Genomic DNA, 16,760 nt, shown 5'->3' on the forward strand with positions numbered 1-16,760 from the left:
GGGGGCAGGCGCGTTGCGCGGTCATCGCAGACTGCGACAAAACGCGCCGGTGGACCATGCGTTGACATGGAACGCTGTTTTTTCGACACCATCCGATGGCACGGTCGGCGTCACGGGCCAGCGGGTACACTCCGGCGCTTTCACCGTCTCAGGGTCCTCCCTTGTCCGAGCAAGCCCCAGGCCGCCGCGGCACCGTGTCGTGCGCGCTCGTCGCCCTCCTCGCATCGATGCTGGCCGCCTGTGGCAGCCCCGAAAGCGCGGCCCGCCCCGAGGGCGGTGTAGCGGTTCCGGTGACGACGACGGTGACCGCGCTGCGGGACTGGAACGACACGGTCGCGGCGTTGGGCACGGTCAAGGCACGCGAGTCGATCATGCTCACGGCCAAGGTCAGCGAGACCGTGCAGCGGGTGCATTTCGACAGCGGCGACGATGTCGATGCCGGCATGGTGCTGGTCACGCTGACCGGCGGCCAGCAGCAGGCGGCGCTCGAGGCGGCAGAGGCGGCGGCGATCGAGGCCGAGCAGCAGTATCGTCGCGGCGCCGGCCTGGTGGACCAGCAGTTGATCGCGCGTGCATCGCTCGACACCCTGCGGGCGACCCGCGATGCCGCCCGTGCGAACGTCGCCGAGATGCGGGCCAATGTCGGCGACCGCACCATCCGCGCGCCGTTCGCTGGCGTGCTGGGCATCCGCCAGGTCAGCCCGGGCGCGCTGGTGACGCCCGGCACCGCGATCGCGACGCTCGACGACATCTCGACGGTCTATGTCGACTTCCCCGTGCCCGAGACCCGGCTGGCGGCCATTGCGCCGGGTCAGCGGGTGTTCGGGCGCAGTGCCGCGTATCCGGCCGACGAGTTCGAGGGCGTGGTGCAGACGATCGACGCCCGCGTCGATGCCAACACCCGCGCGGTGACGGTGCGGGGCGCCTTCGGCAATCCCGATCGCCGGCTGCGGCCGGGCATGCTGATCCAGGTGCGGCTGCAGCAGCGCACGCGGCAAGCGCTGATGGTGCCGGAGATCGCGGTGATCCAGGTCGGCCGCGACACGTTCGTCTACCGCGTTCGCGAGGATGAGACGGTCGAGCAGGCGCCGGTCGAGATCGGTGTGCGCCAGGATGGCCTGGCCGAACTGGTCGAGGGTCTGACGCCAGGCGAGCGCATCGTGCTCGACGGCACGGGCAAACTGCGGCCGGGCATGAAGATCGTCGAAGGCACGGTGCAGGAGGCCAAGGCGCAGCCGGCCGAGGACGCCGACGCGCCAGGAGACGAGGTGCGATGAAACTGTCGGATGTCTCCATCCGCCGGCCGGTGTTCGCGGCCGTCATGAGCCTGTTGCTGGTGGCGCTGGGCATCATGGCCTTCACCCGGCTGACGCTGCGCGAGTTGCCGAACATCGATCCGCCGATCGTCTCGGTCGACGTCAGCTATCCCGGGGCATCGGCTGCCGTGGTCGAGACCCGCATCACGCAGATTCTCGAGGACGCGCTGTCGGGTATCGAGGGCATCCGCACGATCGAGTCGCGCAGCCGCAACGGTCGATCCGATGTCACCATCGAGTTCAACCTGAGCCGCGATATCGAGGCCGCCGCCAACGACGTGCGCGATGCGATCAGCCGGGTCATGGATCGGATGCCGGTCGAGGCCGACCCGCCCGAGATCTCCAAGGTCGAAGCCGACGCCGACGCGATCGTCTGGCTGAACCTGCGCTCGAGCACGATGAACACGCTCGAGCTGACCGACTACACCGACCGTTACATTCTCGATCGTTTGTCCTCGCTCGACGGCGTGGCGCGTGTGCATCTGAGCGGTGGGCACCGCTATGCGATGCGGATCTGGCTCGACCGCGACGAGATGGCTGCGCGCAACATCACCGCCGCCGATGTCGAGAACGCGTTGCGCACCGAGAACGTCGAACTGCCGGCCGGCCGGATCGAGTCGCAGACCCGCGACTTCACGTTGCGCGTGGAGCGGGGCTTCCGCGAGCCGTCGCAATTTGCACAGATCCCGGTGCGCCGCGGCAGCGACGGTTACGTCGTGCGTCTGGGCGATGTCGCGCAGATCGAACTGGGCTCGGCCGAGCGGCGCTCCTACATGCGCAGCAACTCGGTGCCCAATGTGGGCCTGGGCATCGTGCGCACCTCGACCGCCAATGCACTCGATGTCGCACGCGCCGCGCGCGCCGAGGCCGAGCGCATCCAGCAGACGCTGCCCGAAGGCACCGAGATTTTCGTCGCCTCCGACAACACCGTGTTCATCGACGCGGCGATCACCCGCGTCTACTGGACGCTGGGCGAGGCGATGGCGCTGGTGTTCCTGGTGATCTGGTTGTTCCTGGGCAGCCTGCGCGCGGCGTTGATCCCGGCGCTGACCGTGCCGGTGTGCTTGATCGCCGCGTTCATCGCGCTGTACGTGTTCGGCTTCTCGATCAACCTGCTCACGCTGCTGGCGCTGGTGCTGTGCATCGGCCTGGTCGTGGACGATGCGATCATCGTGCTGGAGAACGTGCAGCGCCGCGCCGATCTGGGCGAGCCGCCGCTGGTGGCCGCGCGCCGCGGCACCGCGCAAGTCGCCTTCGCGGTGATCTCCACGACCGCGGTGCTGGTCGCGGTGTTCCTGCCGGTCGGCTTCATGGAGGGCAATTCGGGGCGGCTGTTCCGCGAGTTGTCGGTCGCGCTGGCCGGCGCGGTCGCGCTGTCGGCGTTCATCGCGCTCACGCTCACGCCGATGATGTGCTCCAAGCTGGTGCGGCCGCACACCAAGCAGCGCGGCTTCAATGCGTGGATGAACCGGCAACTGGCGCGGCTGGGCAGCGGCTACGGCCGCCGCGTGGACACGCTGGTCGCGTTGCCGGCCGGGCGCCTGTTGTTGCTGCTCGTGGCGGCGATCGCGGTGTGCGTGGCGGCCGCGGTGCTGCTGTTTGCGCGCGTGCCCAGCGAACTGTCGCCGGCCGAGGACCGCGGGCGGTTCTTCGTCGGCGTCGACGGCCCCGAGGGCGCGGGCTTCGACTACACCGTCGGGCAGATGCAGCACGTCGAGGCGATCTTCGCGCCACTGGTCGGCGACGACCAGCCGATCGCCCGCGCCAACTCCCGCGTGCCGCGCGGCTGGGGCGGCAGCGAGGACATGCACACCGGCCAGGTAATCGTGTTCTTGCAGGACTGGAAGCACCGCAAGGAAAGCACGGTCGACGTCGTCGAGACGTTGCGCGCCGAGTTCGCCAAGCTGCCCGGCGTGCAGGTGCGCGCCAATGTACCGGGCGGTCTGGTCGGCAGCCGCGGTCAGCGCTACCAGTTGGTGCTCGGCGGGCCGGACTACGCGGAGATCGCGCAATGGCGCGATCGCATGCTCGCGCGCATGCGCGAGAATCCGGGCATCCAGGACCCCGACTCGGACTACAAGGAAACGCGGCCGCAGATGCGCGTGGACATCGACCGCCAGCGCGCGGCCGACCTGGGCGTGTCGGTGCAGGAGATCGGACGCACGCTCGAGACGATGATGGGCTCGCGCCAGGTCACCACGTTCGTCGACAACGGCGAGGAGTACGACGTGCTGCTGCAAGCCGGACGCAAGCGGCGCATGAATCCGGCCGATCTCGCCGACACCTATGTGCGCGGTCGCGACCAGGCGCTGGTGCCGTTGGCCAATCTGGTCACGCTCAGCGAGATCGCCGAACCGGGCAGCTTCAACCGCTTCAACCGGCTGCGTGCGATCACCATCAGTGCCGGGCTGGCGCCCGGCTATTCGATGGGCGAGGCGCTGGAGTGGACGCGTCAGGTCGCTGCCGAGGAACTGCCCGACTATGCGCAGATCGACTGGAAGGGCGAGAGCCGCGAGTTCCAGGAAGCCGGTGGCGCGGTGCTGCTGACGTTCGCGATGGCATTGATGATCGTCTACCTGGTGCTGGCCGCGCAGTTCGAGAGCTTCATCCACCCGCTGGTGATCATGTTGACCGTGCCGCTGGCGGTACTCGGTGCGTTGCTGGGCCTGTGGGCGACAGGGGGGACGCTGAACCTCTTCAGCCAGATCGGGATCGTCATGCTGATCGGCCTGGCGGCCAAGAACGGCATCCTGATCGTCGAGTTCGCCAACCAGTTGCGGGACGAGGGGCGGAGCGTCCGCGAGGCGATCGCCGAGGCCTCGGCGGTGCGCCTGCGTCCGATCCTGATGACGTCCACCGCGACGATCGTCGGCGCGATCCCGCTGGTCGTGGCCGGCGGTCCCGGTTCGGCGAGTCGGGCGACGATCGGCATCGTGATCATCTTCGGCGTCGCATTCTCGACCCTGCTGTCGCTGTTCGTGGTCCCGGCGTTCTACGCCCTGCTCGCGCCGTTCACGCGCTCCCCCGAAGCCCTGGCCCAGGAACTCGAGCGCCTGGAAGCCGAAACCCCCGCCGTGGGCGGCCACGCCTGACCCCAGAACCGGGGTCAGAGTGCATTTTTAGGTGCAATCGGGCGCGCGAAATTGCACTCTGACCCCGGTTCTGGGGGGAGGCGGGCGATGCGTTGGGACGACGTGCGGCTCGAAGGCGATGGCTTCGTGCTGCGGCGCTGGCGCGACGCCGATCTCGAGGCGTTGCTGCGCTATGCCGACGATCCGCTGGTCGTGCGCGGGCTCAGCGACCGCTTTCCCCATCCCTATACGCGCGCCGACGGCGCGGCGTTCCTGGCTGGTGAGGTCGTCGACCTGTCGGGGCCGGTGCTGGCGATCGACATCGACGGCGAGGCCTGCGGCAGCATCGATGCCCGCCAGGGCGCGGGCGAACGCGCGCATTCGGCCGAACTCGGCTACTGGCTGGCGCGCGTGCACTGGAACCGCCGCATCATGCGCCGGGTGGTCGCGGCCTATGTGCCCTGGGTGATGGACGCGCTGGACCTGAGGCGCCTGCAAGCCAACGTGCTCGACCTCAACCCGGCCTCGGCGCGGGTCCTCGTCTGCAATGGCTTCGTGGAGGAGGGCCGGCTGCGCGGCGCAGTACGCAAGGCCGATGGGCTGCACGATCTCCGGCTGTTCGGGCTGGTGCGCGAGGGTCCGCCTTCCTCGGGCTGACCCGAGGCGTGGGAAGGCGCAATGTCCGCAGCTGCGACAGTGCGTCGCATTCGACCCCCTGATCGTGGAAAATCGATCCTTCGTGTGTCGTCCGCGTCATCCGCCCCCGTCCAGCCCGGAGCCAGACCGATGGATCAACTGCTCACCGCCCTCAATGGTCTGATCTGGAGCAAGGCGCTGATTGCGCTGTGCCTGGGCGCCGGCCTGTGGTTCACGCTTCGCACGCGCTTCATGCAGGTGCGCGGCTTTGTCGAGATGACCCGACTCACCTTCACCGGCCAGAAATCCGATGCCGGCGTGTCTTCGTTCCAGGCACTGGCGATGTCGATGGCCGGGCGCATCGGGATCGGCAACATCGCCGGCGTCGCCACCGCGATTGCGTTTGGCGGCCCGGGCGCGGTGTTCTGGATGTGGGTGATGGGGTTCCTCGGCGCCTCCACCTCCTACGTCGAGTGCACCCTGGCGCAGATCTACAAGGAAAAGGATGCAGAGGGCCGCTACCGCGGTGGCCCGGCCTACTACATCGAAAAGGCGATGGGCCTGAAGTGGTATGCGCTGGCGTTCGCATTCGCGACCCTGGTGGCAGCGGGCCTGCTGATGCCGGGTGTGCAGGCCAATGCGATCGCCGACAGCATCGCCAACGTCTGCGCTGGCAGCACGGTCTGCGGCGACCTGTCCGGCCAGTGGATGGGCATCGATGCGCGGATCGCGCTCAAGGCGGGCATCGGCATCACCGTGGCGCTGCTGCTGGCGGTCATCATCTTCGGTGGCGTCAAGCGCATCGCCGCGTTCGCCGAACTGGTGGTCCCGTTCATGGCGATCGCCTACATCCTCACCGCAGTCACGGTGATGGTCATCAACTACGATTTCGTGCCGACGATGTTCCGCATCATCTTCGAGAGCGCGTTCGGCGTGCATGCCGGGTTCGGCGCAATGCTCGGGTTGGCCGTGGAATGGGGCGTCAAGCGCGGCATCTACGCCAACGAGGCCGGTCAGGGCACCGGGCCCCATGCCGCCGCGGCGGCCGAGGTGTCGCACCCGGCCAAGCAGGGCTATGTGCAGGCCTGGGCGATCTACTTCGACACGATGCTGGTCTGTACCTCGACCGCATTCCTGATCCTGGCGACGGGGATGTACAACGTGGTCGGCCCCGAGGGGGCGATGCTGCACGAGGCGCTTCCGGGGGTGGAGGCCGGATCGGGCTTTGCGCAGGCGGGTATCGAGTCGATTCTGCCCGGCTGGGGCGCCCTCTTTGTTGCAATCGCGTTGTTCTTTTTCGCGTTCACCACGATCATGGCCTATTACTACATGGCCGAGACCAACCTGACCTACCTCAACAAGCACGTGGCGCGGCCGGGGCGGACGCTGCTGCTGCGGGTAGCGCTGCTGGGCATGGTGATCTTTGGTGCGATCCGCAGCGCCGAGATGGCGTGGATGCTCGGCGACATCGGCGTCGGCGTGATGGCCTGGCTCAACATCGTTGCGATCCTGATCCTGCAAAAGCCGGCGTTGCAGGCGCTGCGCGATTACGAAAGCCAGAAGAAGCAGGGGCTCGATCCGGTCTTCGACCCCGATAAGCTGGGCATCCGCAATGCCGACTTCTGGAAACGCACACCATGACCGATGCAGGACGTCGCCCGCCACGCGGGCCGGCAGGACGGGGCGAGGTCGGTCCCAGGCAGGCCAGCCCGTGGGGCGCACGCGCAGTCTCGCCGGCCGGTCCGCGAATCGCGGCCGTGGCGCCCGGCGGTGACGGCGACGGCGGCGAGCGCCGGGAAATGCGTCTGTATGGACGCAACGCCATCGATGCGGTGTTCGCCAAGCGGCCCGAGGCGATCCGCAAGCTGTATCTGCTCGAGGCGCGCATCCCGCAGTTGCAGCCCATGCTCAAGTGGTGCGCGGCCCATCGTGTGGGCTACCGCGTCGTCGGCGAGGACGATCTGCGCAAGCTGGCGGCGAGCACGCATCACGAGGGCATCGTCGCCGACGTGCTGCGCGAGGCGCCGCTGTCGCTCGGCGATTGGCTGCAGGCGTTGCCCGCGGGGCCGGCCTGCGCGCTGTGGCTCGATGGCGTCGGCAACCCGCACAACCTCGGCGCGATCCTGCGTTCGGCCGCGCACTTTGGCGTCGGTGCCGTGTTGCTGCCCAGGGACGCCACGCTCGCGCTGTCGGGCGCGGCCGCGCGTGTCGCCGAAGGCGGCGCGGAGGCCGTGCGCTTCGTCCGCCTGGGCCGGGAGGATAACGCGTTGGCGCAGTTGCGCAGTGCCGGCTTCCAACTGGCGGCCACGGTCGTGCGCGGCGGCGAGGATCTTTTCAAAGCCGCGTTGCCGTCGCGGCTGGTCTACGTGCTCGGCGCCGAAGGCGAGGGCATGGACGCGGCACTCGCCGACGCCTGCGATCGCAAGCTCGGCATCCCGGGCAGCGGCGCGGTCGAAAGTCTCAACGTCGCCTCGGCTACCGCCGTGCTGCTGGCCCAGTGGGCCGCCCTCCGGACGTGAGGGCGGCGCTGCGCGCACGCGCGCGCCACGGCGTCGCTCCGCTCGCGTACGCACTCGCGGCGCTCTATCTGCTGGCCGGTCTATGGGCAATGTGGCGACTTGCACCGCGGGTGCCCTATGCAGACGGCTGGCGCTACATCGCGGTCTTGGCGGACGCGCGGTTCGTCGACGGGGTGCTGATGGTCAGCAACGGCCACCGCGAGGTGCTCCCCAACATGGTCCGCTGGCTTGACTTGCGGCTGTTCGGCGCCTCGCAGGGACTGCAGATCCTGGTCGGCATCGGACTGCTGCTGGCGACGCTCGCGGCGCTGTGGCGCCCGCTGGCGACGGCCAGGCCTGCAGTGCGCGCGGTCGCCTTCCTATGGGCGGTGGTCGGGCTGTGCTGGCTCGGCAACGCGCGTGCGCTGGTCCACGCGCAGGAAAGCGTGCACGCCTATCTGGTCACGCTGGCGCTCGCGCTGGGCGTGGGTCTGCTCGCCGCGCGGCCGCGCAATGCTGCGCAGGCGTGGTGCCACGGCTGGCTCGCCGGTACTTGCGGGCTCGTGGCCACGTTCTCGTTCGGATCGGGCATCGCATGCTTCGGCGCGTTTGGAGCGGTGCTGTGGCTGCGCCGCGCGGCCTGGCGTGACGCCGTCCCGGTGCTGCTCTGCGCGGGCGTGGCCGTAGGGATGACCATACTCGCCGGCGTCGGCGGCGAGCGGATCGGCGTTGCGCCGGTCGTGCAGGCCGATCGCCTGTTGCGCTGGCTTGCCGCCCCGTCGCTGTACGCGGCGTGGCCGCTGCTTGACCCAGAGATGGCGGCACGGCTTCCAGTCGCGCCGGTTCGTAGCGTTGCCGTGGCAGTGTCGGAGTGCATTGCGGCGATGGCCGGTTCGGCGCTGACCGCGCGCTGGCCGCATCTGCTCACCGGTGCGCTTGGCGCGGCCTGGCTTCTGGTCGCGAGCTTACACTGCCGTCGTGCGCCGGCCGTGCAGGTGGTTGTGGGTCTCGGGATTGCTTGGTTCGCACTGGGCGTGGGCGTGCTGATCGCGCTGGCGCGGCTGGAGTACTTCACATTGTTCCCGGCCCAGTTGCTGGCGACCCGCTACGTCGTCTGGTCGAGCCTGTTCTGGGCGGGCCTGGCGTACGCGGCTGTCGCGGGTGCGCGCACGGCGATTGGACCGTTTGCCGCGCTCGTCGTTGCGGCACTGCTGCTGCCCAGCCAGCTCTGGATGTGGCGGTACGCCGAACGCATCGCGCAGGTCGCGACCCCGATCGCTGCTTCGGTGGCGGTCGGTGTGCTCGATCCCGAGTTGACGCTGGGCGAGAACGTGGTCGAAGAACTCCGCGTGGCCGCCGGGCCGCTTGCGCGACGCGGCGCTGCGATGCATGCCTGGCCTGAGGTCCGCTGGCTTGGGCGCGCGCCGGGCACCGACGTTGTGCGCGAGAATGACGTCGGCACCGTGACGGTTGCTGTATTCGACGACGACCTCGTGCCCGACCGCGTGGCGCAGCGGGTCACATTCGCCGCGCCGCAGGAGGGCTTGGATCGCTGGCTGCTGCTCGATGCTGACGGCGTCGCGCGCGGTCTCGCGCTTCGTGATCCGCTCGATCGCACGCGCGCGATCGGCTGGATGCAGGACGCGAGCGCCGCATCACCTCGCGTGGCGACGCTACGGGGCGACGCCGACAGATAAGCCCGCGCCGGCGATCGTGATCCGCGGCGTGGCTCTGCTGCAAGAGGCAAGTGTCATTGCGTGCCGATGCGATGCGGGACGTGGCGACTGCGCCGCTGTGCCGTGTGGGCGACCGGCATCACACGGACGACGAGTGCGCGACCCGCGTCCACACGGCGCGCGATCACGCGCGTCGGCGTGAGGCGGGCCGGCGCAGCGCCCCAAGGAGGGGGCAGAGAGGCAAGCTGATCGAGACGCGAGCCGCGTGGTGACGGCCCATCAGCGCCCGCCGCCTGTCCATCCTCCGGAACCGGCCCGGCCAGGGCGTCGCCGCGATTGCCGATCAGTGCGCGGGGGAGTCGTGCGCCTTGGGCGCGCTGCCGAAGCTTTCGTCGGACTCTGCGGCCAGCCACGCGAACACTGCATAGGCGGCCGTGTTCTGCGCGACCGCGTCGGGGTCGACCTTGTCGAACGTATCGTCGGCGTTGTGGTGCAGATCGAAGTAGTCGGTGCCGTCCTGGCCCAGCCAGCCCCAGGCGCCGCCCTTGGCCGCCAGCGGCGAGATGTCCGGGCCCGGGCTGCCCTTGTCCTGCAGATAGTCGATCCCGAGCGGGCGCAGTACCTCGGCGATCGCATCGCTGGTCGCACGCTGTCCCGCCGGGGCGCTGGTGTTGAAGCCGTAGATGCGACCGGCGCCGAAGTCGCTCTCGGCGCCGATCACATGCCGGGCGATCACATCGGCGCCGCCGTGCGCCTCGGCGTAGGCGCGCGCGCCGAGCAGGCCCTGCTCTTCGTTCGCGAACGCTACCACGCGCACGCTGCGACGCGGGCGCTGCGGCTGCTGCGCGATCAGGTGCCCGGCGGCCATCGTGATGCCCACGCCCGAGGCGTCGTCGACCGCGCCGGTGCCCAGGTCCCAGGAATCGAGATGGCCGGCGATCAGAACGATCTCCTCCGGTCGCTCTCGGCCGGTGAGTTCGGCGATCACGTTCTGCGACGTGTACTCGCCGTTCCAGCCGCAATCGAGTGCAAGCGCGACTTCCACCGGTCCCAGCCGCAACAGGCGCGCGAGCTGGTCGGCGTCGGGCAGCGACAACGCCGCCGACGGGATCGGGGTCACGTCGGCATCGAAACGGGTGATGCCGGTGTTGGCGACCCGATGCGGACTGGTGCCGATCGAGCGCATCAAGTACGCGGCGGCGCCCTTGCGCGCGGCGATCGACGGCCCGCGACTGCGGATCGCACCGGCGGCGCTGTACCCGCTGCCGTCGCGCGAGCGCGGCATCGGAATATCGACGAACACGATGCGCCCCCGCAGCGTCGCCGCGTCGGCGGCCTCGAGCGCGGCCAGGCTGTCGAAGCGCACGATCTGTGCCGACACCTCGCCCCCGGGACTGCCGCCCAGTGCGGTGAGCACCAGCGGCTGGGCATGGGCGCCGACGACCGCCGCGCGCTCGCTGCGCCGTTCCCACTTCGGGAAGGTCACCGGCTCGGTCCATACCCGGTCGTAGCCGAGTTCGACGAACCGCGCCTTGGCCCATTCGACCGCGCGGGCATCGGCCTCGCTGCCGGGCAGGCGCGGGCCGATCTGCGTGGTCAGCGACTCGATCAGCCGATACGCGGTGCCGTCCTGCAATGCGCGCTCGCGCAGTTGCGCTGCCGCGTCCAGTGAAGCCTGCGCCACCGGTGCGGACGCGCGTTCGCGCGCAGTTCCAGTGCCCGGAACCAGCAAGGCGCCCGACAGCAGGGCCAGGGCGAGAGCGTTGAGAAGGGGGGCAGGGCGCATGCGCGATCTCCGGCTGCAATAGGAACGGGCCGCGCGCATTGTCGCGCGCGGCCCGCTCGAGGCGATGTGCCGGAGGTCCCGGCGCAGGATGCGGATCAGGCGAGCGGCGCGTCGGGCTTGCGCAGGCAATCGCGGATCTCGCGCAACAGCTTGACTTCCTCGCTGGGCTCGGCCGGCTTCTCTTCGACCGGCGCCTCGGCCTGCTTGCGCTTGAGGCGGTTGATGAAGCGCACTGCGATGAAGATCGCGAACGCGACGATGACGAACTGCACGATGGTGTTGACGACGTTGCCGATGCCCAGCACCAGCGCCGGGATCTCCTCGCCGGCCGCGTCGACCTGGGCCGCGCGCAATGTGATCGCCCATCGGGAGAAATCGATGCCGCCGGTCAGCAGGCCGATGAACGGCATGATGAGGTTTTCGACGAGTGCGGTAACGATCTTGCCGAACGCCGCGCCGATGACGACGCCGACCGCCAGGTCGATGACGTTGCCGCGGACGGCGAATTCCCTGAACTCGGCGAGTATGCCCATGATGTCTCCTGCGCTGTAAGTGAGATGCGCACGGGACTATAGCGGGGCCGAAGTCACCTTGCAGTGGAGGTCGAGCACGTCGTCGAGCCGGGCGACACAGACATCGCCCGGCTGCAGCGCAGCGACGCCGGCCGGGGTCCCCATGAACACCAGATCGCCGGCGCGCAACGCGAACAGCTTGGACAGTTCGTGCAGGATCTCGGGCACGTCCCAGATCAGCTGTGCGAGCGTCGACGATTGCCGCAGCACCCCGTTGACTTCGAGCGACAACGTCCGCGGCGACAGCGCGCCGACGGCGGCGGCCGGCACCAGTTCGCCGACCGGTGCCGAGGCGTCGAAGCCCTTGGCCACGTCCCAGGGCAGGCCCTTGGCCTTGGCGGCGGCCTGCAGGTCGCGACGGGTGAGGTCCAGGCCGACCGCGTAGCCGTAGACAAGCTCGGCGGCGCTGTCGACCGGCAGTTCGCCCGGCGGCGCGTCGCGGCCGATGGCCACGACCAGTTCGACCTCGTGATGCAACTCACGCGTGGCGCTGGGGTAGGGCACCTCGCCGGAGGTGACGACCGCATCGGCAGGTTTGGAGAAGAACACCGGCGTGCCGCGCTCGGCCTTCGACGCCGGGGCCTGGGCGCCCATTTCGCGGGCGTGGTCGGCGAAATTGCGGCCTACGCAGTAGACGCGCCGGACCGGGAACTGGCCGCCACCGCGCACCGCCAGGCGGATCGGCGCCGCGGCGGGCACCACGTCGTACGACGGATCGGTCATCGGCTCAGCTCTGGCGTTCGGGCGCCGCTGCACTCAGCGCAGCAATGGCTGGTCGCGATTGCGCACGACGCGGTACTCGGCCTCGACGATGCGCTCGTCACGGGGCGGCGTCGCATCGCCGCGCATCAGCAAGCGGCGGGCAAGCCCGAACAGCAGCATTGCGGCGCCGACGAACAGGCCGGCCACCAGCAACACCGCGAGCAGGGCAACGCCGACCAGGCCCAGCAACACCCGCAACGCCGGGTGCCGCGGCTTGCGCGGCGCGAACACCGCACGGACACCGGAGGCATCGAAACGGGCGTGGAGATCGCGGAAGAAGGCGTTGGACATGGCGGCTGCAATGCTCGTGACACAATGGCCGGGTTGGCCGAGGGGTCCAGTATCGGTCGCTCGCCTCCTGGAGTTGTAATGCCTTCGTTAAATCCATGTGACGACGCCCGCTTGCTCGCGCTCGATGCGATCGCCGATGGCGGCTTTGCGGAGGTCGAAGGTGTGGTCGACGGGGAGGCCGAGTCGCTGGTGTTGCACCGCTACGGCAGTGAGGTGCGCGCCTGGCTCAATATCTGTCCGCATGCCGGCCGTCGTCTCGACTGGGCGCCCGGTCAGTTCCTGGCCTCCAAGGACGGCCATCTGGTCTGCGCGGCGCATGGCGCGAGTTTCAGTACCGCCGATGGCGTGTGCGTCGCCGGGCCGTGCAAGGGCGAAGCGCTGCGTGCCGTGGCGGTGCAGGTGCGCGAAGGGCAGGTGCTGCTGGGCTGATTGCCGTCGGCGCCGGGGGGGGGCGGCCGCGTCAGTGGAACAGCAGGTTGACCATCAGCACCACGATCGCGGTGTACATCAGCGAGATCGGCAATCCGATCCGCCACAGTTGCTTGGCCGTGTAGCCGGCCGGGCCAATGATCATCGACATCACCGGATTGGACTGGGTGACGAAGTTGTTGGAGGCCGACAGTGCGACGATCAGTGCAAATGCGGTCGGGTTGCCGCCGGCGGCCAGCGCCAGATTGATCGCCAGCGGCACCACGACGATCGTCGCGCCGACGTGGCTGATGACCAGCGAGAACGCGGTGGTCAGCAGCGCGACCGCGATCTCGAGCAGCCAGACCGGCAGGCCGGTCGGCAGCCGCTCGATGCTGTGGCCGGCGACCCAGGCTGCCGCGCCGCTGGAGTCCATCGCCCAGCCCAGCGGGATCAGGCAGGCCATCAGGAACACGGTCTTCCAGTTGATCGCGCTGTAGGCCTCGTCCATCTTCAGCACGCCGAACACCAGCATGCCCGCCACGCCGGTCATCAGCGCGACCGAGGTGGGAATGCGCGAGGACAGCGCGATCAGCATCGTCACGGCGAAGATCGCCATCGCGATCTTGAACTTGTGCGGCCGCTGCTCGCCCTTGGGATAGTCGGTCACGATCAGGAAATCGAGCGACTTGGCGGTGCGCGCCAGGTCCTGCCAGATGCTGTGCAGCACCAGCATGTCACCGGCGCGCAGGGTCATCTTGCGCACGTTCTCGCGCAGCACCGTCTTATCGCGATTGATCGCCAGCAGGCGGACGCCGTACTTCCTGCCCAGGCTCAGTTCGGCGGCCGACTTGCCGATGAACTTCGAGGTCGGCGGGATCACCGCCTCGGCGATGCCGGCGCGACTGGGATTGAACAGGTCGCCGAAGTGCCGCAGGCGCGAACTCATGCGCAGGAACTGGTTCTGCGCGAAGTCGGCCACCTGCTGCCGGGGGCCCATCGCGCCGAGCACGCTGCCCACCCAGATGCGTGAGTCGGCCGGCGGTGCCAGGCGCGACTCGTTCTCCGACTTGAGCGCCAGCAGCAGCGGCGCGTGGTGGATCGCCTCGGCCTCGGCAAACGTCATCCCCACCAGCGGACTTTCTGCAGTGACCACGAGCTCGAAGACGTCGCCTTCGATGCCGTAGGCACTGGCGAAGTAGCTCTGGGTGCGCGCCGGGGTCACCGGGCCGTCGCCGCCGTCGCTCAGTTCGCCCAACTGCCGGTTGCCGAAGAAATGGAAGTAGGCGAGCCCGGCGATCAGCAGCGCCAGGCCGATCGGCAACGGCGCGAACATGTTCAGCGATTCCAGTGTCGCCGCGCCGGAGGGCATGTTCGCGTTGGCCGCGGTCAGCAGGTCGTTGAGCAGGATCAGCGGCGAGGTGCCGACCATGGTCAGCGCGCCACCCATGACGATGGCCACGCAGACCGGCAGCAGGATCTGCGCCAGGCGTAGCCCTGAGCGCGAGGCCAGCCGGGCCGCGACCGGCATGTACAGCGCCATCACCGATGGGTTCTGCATGACCGACGAATTGAGGCCGGCGGTGGCTGCGGTCAGCAGCAACAGGCGGTTCTCCATGCCGCGTGCCCGTCGCAACAGCCAGCCGGCGAGGCGGTTGAGGGCGCCGGTCCGGTCCAGCCCCATGCCCAGAATCATGGTCGCGATGACACTGATCACCGCGTTGGAGGAAAAGCCGTTGAAGACGTCCTCGGGCGCCACCAGGCCGGTCAGTCCCAGCATCACCAGCACCACCAGGGCGACCAGGTCGGCGCGTACGCGCTGGAACAGGAACAGCACCATCGTCAGGCCCACCAGGGCCAGGACGATCTTCATGTCGGTGGTGAGCGCGAGTCCGGTATCCATCAGCGCGGTGACGGGGCCGTGGCGGCGGGTGATTGGATGCGCACCGTTCCCGGCGGGCCCGGGCGCCGGTGACACGCTTTCCGACGCGAAGAGGAACGGCGGAAGCCGGTGTGCTTCCGTGCCGGGGGCGCGCCCTGCTGGTCCCAGTCACCCATCACCGATTACGGATCCCGGTCGTAGATCAGATCCCAGACCCCGTGGCCCAGCTTCAGGCCGCGGCTCTCGAAATGCGTCTGCGGGCGCCACGGCGGACGCGGCACGTGGCCGCGCGGGCCGGCGCGGTTGCGCAGGCCGGGTGTGGCGTCGAGCACGTCCCACATCTGTTCGGCATAGTCCTGCCAGTCGGTCGCCAGGTGCAGGCGGCCGCCCGCGCGGAGCTTGGTCACCAGCAGCGCGGCGAACGTCGGCTGCACCAGTCGGCGCTTGTTGTGGCGCTTCTTGTGCCAGGGGTCGGGGAAGTAGATCCGGATCTCGTCGAGCGCGCCGTCGGCGATCTCGTTGCGCAGCACCTCGACCGCGTCGTGGTGGTACACACGCACGTGGTCGCTGCCGTCCTCGGCCAGGCCGTTGAGCACACGGCCGACGCCCGGTGCATGCACTTCGATGCCGATGTGGTCGCGTGCCGCATCCATCCGCGCCGAATGGCGCAGCGCTTCGCCGTTGCCGAAGCCGATCTCCAGGATCCGCAAGGCCTGCCGTCCGAACACGGCGTCGAGGTCGCGCGGCGTGCCGGTGTAGTCCAGGCCGAAGCGCGGCCAGGCCTCGTCGAATGCGCGCTGCTGCGCGGGTGTGAACCGGCCCTGGCGCAACACGAAGCTGCGCACCTCGCGCCGGCCTTCGGTCACCGTGAACGGCTTGGGCGGCGCCTTGGCCCCTTCGCTGGAGAACGGGTCTGTCATCGCGCAGGCGTCAGGCGACCAGGCCGTCGACCGGCGACGAGGCGCTGGCGAAGCGCTTGCGCGGGATGCGTCCGGCCAGGAAGGCTTCGCGGCCGGCCTCGACGGCCTTGCGCATTGCCGAGGCCATCAGCACCGGGTCGCGGGCCCCGGCGATCGCCGTGTTCATCAGCACGCCGTCGCAGCCCAGCTCCATCGCGATCGCCGCATCCGAGGCGGTGCCGACACCGGCGTCGACGATGATCGGCACCTTCGCGTTCTCGACGATCTCCAGCAGGTTGTAGCGGTTCTGGATCCCTAAGCCCGAGCCGATCGGCGCGGCCAGCGGCATCACCGCCACGCAGCCGATCTCCTCCAGACGCTTGGCCAGGATCGGATCGTCGGAGGTGTAGACCATGACCTCGAAGCCGTCGGCGACCAGTTGCTCGGCGGCCTTGAGCGTCTGCACCACGTCGGGGAACAGCGTGCGCTGGTCACCCAGCACCTCGAGCTTGGTCAGGTTGTGGCCGTCGAGGAGTTCGCGGGCCAGGCGGCAGGTGCGCACGGCTTCTTCGGCGGTGTAGCAACCGGCGGTATTGGGCAGGATCGTGTAGCGGTCGGGCGGCAGCACGTCGAGCAGGTTGGGCTCGCCGGGATTCTGGCCGATGTTGGTGCGGCGGATCGCGACGGTGACGATCTGTGCGCCGGCCGCCTCGGTGGCGCGGCGGGTCTGCTCGAGGTCCTGGAACTTGCCGGTGCCGGTCAGCAGGCGGGAACGGTAGGTCTTGCCGGCGACGACGAGGCCGGCGTCGTGCGAGGGGGAAGGAATGCTCATGCCGGGATTATCGCCCAAGCGGCGTGGGTGTGCCGGAGACGACCGCGGCGCGTTCGCGAGCGGTTCTTAGAAAGGCGTTCGCCCCCGCATCCGATGCCTGATGGCATCGGATCGGCGCCACGGCGCGAGAT

At 69.3% G+C, this 16,760-nt stretch carries 14 protein-coding genes; 7 read left to right on the forward strand and 7 right to left on the reverse strand.

What is annotated here, in order from left to right; translation table 11 throughout:
- Positions 1 to 290: 290 nt before the first annotated feature.
- The 6 genes from ABE505_RS12665 to ABE505_RS12690 all read left to right on the forward strand — a co-directional run bounded on the left by ABE505_RS12665 (position 291) and on the right by ABE505_RS12690 (position 9,218).
- Positions 291 to 1,277 (forward strand): efflux RND transporter periplasmic adaptor subunit, encoded by a 987-nt coding sequence (locus ABE505_RS12665; protein ID WP_346446260.1) that lies wholly within the window; start codon positions 291 to 293, stop codon positions 1,275 to 1,277.
- Entirely contained in the window at positions 1,274 to 4,408 is a 3,135-nt protein-coding gene (locus ABE505_RS12670) for an efflux RND transporter permease subunit (protein ID WP_346444574.1), read from the forward strand. Before ABE505_RS12665 ends, ABE505_RS12670 begins: the two co-directional genes overlap by 4 nt.
- Before the next feature lie 87 nt (positions 4,409 to 4,495).
- The gene (locus tag ABE505_RS12675) at positions 4,496 to 5,044 is read left to right on the forward strand and encodes a GNAT family protein (RefSeq protein ID WP_346444575.1); all 549 of its coding nucleotides are present in this window, start codon (positions 4,496 to 4,498) and stop codon (positions 5,042 to 5,044) included.
- A gap of 129 nt (positions 5,045 to 5,173) precedes the next feature.
- Entirely contained in the window at positions 5,174 to 6,664 is a 1,491-nt protein-coding gene (locus tag ABE505_RS12680) for an alanine/glycine:cation symporter family protein (protein WP_346444577.1), read from the forward strand.
- Positions 6,661 to 7,542, forward strand: coding sequence for a TrmH family RNA methyltransferase (locus ABE505_RS12685; RefSeq protein WP_346444579.1), 882 nt, complete (start codon positions 6,661 to 6,663; stop codon positions 7,540 to 7,542). The genes ABE505_RS12680 and ABE505_RS12685 overlap by 4 nt, the downstream gene beginning before the upstream one ends.
- Complete coding sequence (locus ABE505_RS12690) at positions 7,521 to 9,218, forward strand: hypothetical protein (protein WP_346444580.1); 1,698 nt, start codon at positions 7,521 to 7,523, stop codon at positions 9,216 to 9,218. The genes ABE505_RS12685 and ABE505_RS12690 overlap by 22 nt, the downstream gene beginning before the upstream one ends.
- Before the next feature lie 322 nt (positions 9,219 to 9,540).
- Here the strand turns inward: ABE505_RS12690 and ABE505_RS12695 are convergent, their stop codons facing one another.
- The 4 genes from ABE505_RS12695 to ABE505_RS12710 all read right to left on the reverse strand — a co-directional run bounded on the left by ABE505_RS12695 (position 9,541) and on the right by ABE505_RS12710 (position 12,608).
- On the reverse strand, positions 9,541 to 10,983 hold the full coding sequence (locus ABE505_RS12695) for a M28 family peptidase (RefSeq protein ID WP_346444582.1): 1,443 nt from the start codon (positions 10,981 to 10,983) through the stop codon (positions 9,541 to 9,543).
- A 95-nt stretch (positions 10,984 to 11,078) separates the two neighbouring features.
- Entirely contained in the window at positions 11,079 to 11,516 is a 438-nt protein-coding gene (gene mscL, locus ABE505_RS12700) for a large-conductance mechanosensitive channel protein MscL (protein WP_346444584.1), read from the reverse strand.
- A gap of 36 nt (positions 11,517 to 11,552) precedes the next feature.
- Positions 11,553 to 12,278, reverse strand: coding sequence for a fumarylacetoacetate hydrolase family protein (locus tag ABE505_RS12705; RefSeq protein ID WP_346444585.1), 726 nt, complete (start codon positions 12,276 to 12,278; stop codon positions 11,553 to 11,555).
- Positions 12,279 to 12,311: 33 nt separating this feature from the next.
- Positions 12,312 to 12,608, reverse strand: coding sequence for a hypothetical protein (locus ABE505_RS12710; protein ID WP_346444587.1), 297 nt, complete (start codon positions 12,606 to 12,608; stop codon positions 12,312 to 12,314).
- Positions 12,609 to 12,686: 78 nt separating this feature from the next.
- Here ABE505_RS12710 and ABE505_RS12715 point away from each other — a divergent pair, with 78 nt between their 5' ends.
- Complete coding sequence (locus ABE505_RS12715; protein WP_346444589.1) at positions 12,687 to 13,037, forward strand: Rieske (2Fe-2S) protein; 351 nt, start codon at positions 12,687 to 12,689, stop codon at positions 13,035 to 13,037.
- A gap of 31 nt (positions 13,038 to 13,068) precedes the next feature.
- Here the strand turns inward: ABE505_RS12715 and ABE505_RS12720 are convergent, their stop codons facing one another.
- From ABE505_RS12720 to ABE505_RS12730, 3 genes are all read right to left on the reverse strand, one after another.
- The gene (locus ABE505_RS12720; RefSeq protein ID WP_346444590.1) at positions 13,069 to 14,919 is read right to left on the reverse strand and encodes an SLC13 family permease; all 1,851 of its coding nucleotides are present in this window, start codon (positions 14,917 to 14,919) and stop codon (positions 13,069 to 13,071) included.
- Positions 14,920 to 15,080: 161 nt separating this feature from the next.
- The gene (gene trmB / locus ABE505_RS12725; RefSeq protein ID WP_346444591.1) at positions 15,081 to 15,818 is read right to left on the reverse strand and encodes a tRNA (guanosine(46)-N7)-methyltransferase TrmB; all 738 of its coding nucleotides are present in this window, start codon (positions 15,816 to 15,818) and stop codon (positions 15,081 to 15,083) included.
- 10 nt (positions 15,819 to 15,828) lie between these two features.
- The gene (locus tag ABE505_RS12730; protein WP_346444592.1) at positions 15,829 to 16,629 is read right to left on the reverse strand and encodes a thiazole synthase; all 801 of its coding nucleotides are present in this window, start codon (positions 16,627 to 16,629) and stop codon (positions 15,829 to 15,831) included.
- Positions 16,630 to 16,760 lie beyond the last annotated feature (131 nt).

The organism is Luteimonas sp. TWI382 (assembly GCF_039674545.1).
In the GTDB taxonomy this organism is placed as follows: Bacteria; Pseudomonadota; Gammaproteobacteria; order Xanthomonadales; family Xanthomonadaceae; genus Luteimonas.